General features: G+C 42.2%; 2 protein-coding genes. Both read left to right on the top strand.

Translation table 11 applies throughout. The features are described from left to right. Positions 1 to 203 precede the first annotated feature (203 nt). Positions 204 to 1,361 (top strand): class I SAM-dependent RNA methyltransferase, encoded by a 1,158-nt coding sequence (locus PAN06_RS13635; protein WP_155168405.1) that lies wholly within the window; start codon positions 204 to 206, stop codon positions 1,359 to 1,361. An 11-nt stretch (positions 1,362 to 1,372) separates the two neighbouring features. Beyond that, entirely contained in the window at positions 1,373 to 2,797 is a 1,425-nt protein-coding gene (locus PAN06_RS13630) for a cell division site-positioning protein MapZ family protein (RefSeq protein WP_155168404.1), read from the top strand. Positions 2,798 to 2,936 lie beyond the last annotated feature (139 nt).

Genomic DNA, 2,936 nt, shown 5'->3' with positions numbered 1-2,936 from the left:
AAGCTAGCAACCCAAACTTTGGTCGGGGCATGGAATGCGTGGAAACGAACATAGCATTCTGACTGGAAACAGTAGACAGATGATTATCGAAGGAAATGGTACCTAGTCATTTCTGGAACAAAACATGGCTTATAGAAAATTGCATATAGGTTGATGAGGTGGAGAGAGATCTCAACCTCCTTTTTTAAAGTGATAGGAATAAGATGAAAAAACAATTTGAATTGATTGCAACGGCTGCTGCTGGTATAGAGGCTGTTGTTGGTCGAGAACTACGCGATCTTGGCTACGATTGCCAGGTTGAAAATGGACGGGTTCGATTTCAAGGAGACCGTCGAGCAATCATCGAGACAAATCTCTGGTTGCGCGCGGCTGATCGAGTGAAAATTGTGGTTGGGACTTTTCCAGCCAAAACATTTGAAGAACTCTTTCAGGGTGTCTTTGCTTTGGATTGGGAAAATTATTTGCCTTTAGGAGCACGTTTTCCTATTTCTAAGGCTAAATGTGTCAAATCAAAACTGCATAATGAACCTAGCGTTCAGGCCATTTCGAAAAAAGCAGTTGTTAAAAAGTTACAAAAACACTATGCTCGACCAGAAGGGGTTCCCTTGATGGAAAATGGGGCAGAGTTCAAGATTGAAGTATCGATCCTTAAAGACCAAGCCACCGTCTTGATTGACACGACTGGTAGTAGCCTCTTCAAACGTGGCTATCGGACCGAAAAAGGGGGAGCCCCTATTAAGGAAAATATGGCGGCAGCAATCCTTCTGCTGTCAAACTGGTATCCAGATAAGCCCTTGATTGACCCCACATGTGGTTCTGGTACGTTTTGTATTGAGGCGGCGATGATTGCTAGAAAGATGGCACCTGGATTGCGTCGGACCTTTTCTTTTGAAGAATGGAACTGGATGGATGATCGCTTGATTCATGAAGTTCGTCAAGAAGCGAGCAGGAAAATCAATCGTGAGATCGAATTGGATATTATGGGAACCGATATCGATGCACGGATGGTTGAGATTGCTAAAGAAAATGCTCAGAAAGCGGGCGTTAGCAATGACATTACTTTCAAACAAATGCGAGTCCAAGATCTCCACTCAGATAAGATCAATGGGGTGATTATTTCTAACCCTCCATATGGAGAACGCTTATCCGATGATGAAGGCGTGACGAGATTGTATACTGAAATGGGGCACGTATTTGCACCTCTCAAAACCTGGAGTAAATTTATCTTAACCAGTGATGAAGGTTTTGAATCTAAATTCGGTAGTAAAGCAGAAAAAAAACGAAAACTTTATAACGGAACCCTTAAAGTTGATCTCTACCAATATTTTGGGGAACGTGTAAAAAGGCAGATAAAGGCATAGAAAGGATTTTTATGACAGAGAAGGATAAAAAGCCATTAGAGCAAGAAACAGAATCAATTTTAGATTTTGAAGACGCTAAAGAGATGACGATTGGGCAGGCCAATCGAAAGGCAGAAGAAATTGAAGCAGGTGTAACAGAGGGCGATAATGTCTTAGACAAATACATCAAACAACACCGAGCAGAAATTGAAGCAGAAAAATACGATACAAAGATTTTGGCCAAAGAGGAATTGGCTAAAGCTGAAGAGTTGGCAGCTACAGAAACAGTTGCTGAAGTTGCTGGAGTAGTGGAAGTGCCGGAAGTAACGGAAACGGTCTTGGAACAAAGGCCTGAAATGGATGCCATCTCAACAGAATTACCAGCTAAGATTAAATTTGGACCAACACCAACCGAACCAATTGTAGAAGCAGAGGACCTTCCTGAGGAAACTCCAAGCAATGCTGGTAAACGAATCAAAGCGGTTCTATATTCTGCATTAGGTCTTGCGATTGTCGGTTCGGCCATTTTCGTGACCTATAACTGGATGCACAGTCGTGGAAAATCTGGTGGTACAACAGTTGTATCTTCTTCATCTAGCAAGTCATCTTCTACTTCTAAATCAAGTAGCAGTGAAACACAAGCTCAAAAATTGGAAGAGTTTACCAAAGCTTACGATGCCTTTTTTGTAGACGAATCGAAAAGTGGGCTAAAAAATGATAAATTCGGAGACTTGGAAAATCTGAAGAAACTGCTGGACAAATTAGAAGGAAGCAGTGATTATAATGCGGCTAAAACAAAATATGAAGATCTTGTGAAGCAAGTTTCTGCCATTCAAAAAGTGAATTCTCAATTCAGTTCTCCTGTGATCAAAGATGGAGTTCTTGATGCAACTGCCAAAGCAAAAAGTGATGCGACCTTTGCAGAAACAAAGACAGGCAATGAAAAATTAGATAGCTTATTGAATGAGGCAGTTGCGCAAGGACGTTCACAACAGGTTGCGACACCAGCTCCAGTGACAGGAACAGGTGGTGCAGATACTTCCAATGCAACTCCGGCCCCAGCTCAAGCAGCAACGCCTACAGCCCCGGCTGTAAATGCTGCTACAAGTGGTGCAGGAACTGCAAGTCCAGGCTATTCAGGTTACGGTCTTCCAAGCGATGGTGTCCCACTTCAGCGGAACCTGAGCCGTGTGCCGTATAACCAAGCAGCTATCAATGATGTCAATAACCCGGCTTGGGTGTTTGGGGATGGTATCCTTGAAAAAGTATTGAACATTGCTCGTAAACGTGGACATATCACTGGCAATCAATACATTTTAGAGCGTGTTAATATCATTAACGGTAATGGCTATTACAACCTTTTTAAACCAGATGGAACCTATCTCTTTAGTATCAATGCCAAGACTGGTTATTTCGTAGGGAACGGAAAAGGTCATTCAGATGCTCTGGATTATTAATGCCTGAGCAAGTATACTATTTCTGGGAAAAATGACAAGAAAAAAGGATGAACCACAGGTTCATCCTTTTTTGAGTCTTAAACAACATGACGTTCAAAGGGATCGTCCGAAATTCCTTGATCTAGAATCAGGCGACACC

The organism is Streptococcus sp. SM3, from assembly GCF_027497875.1.
The sequence above is the reverse complement of the archived record's forward strand: the minus strand, read 5'-3'. Positions and strand labels throughout refer to the sequence as shown.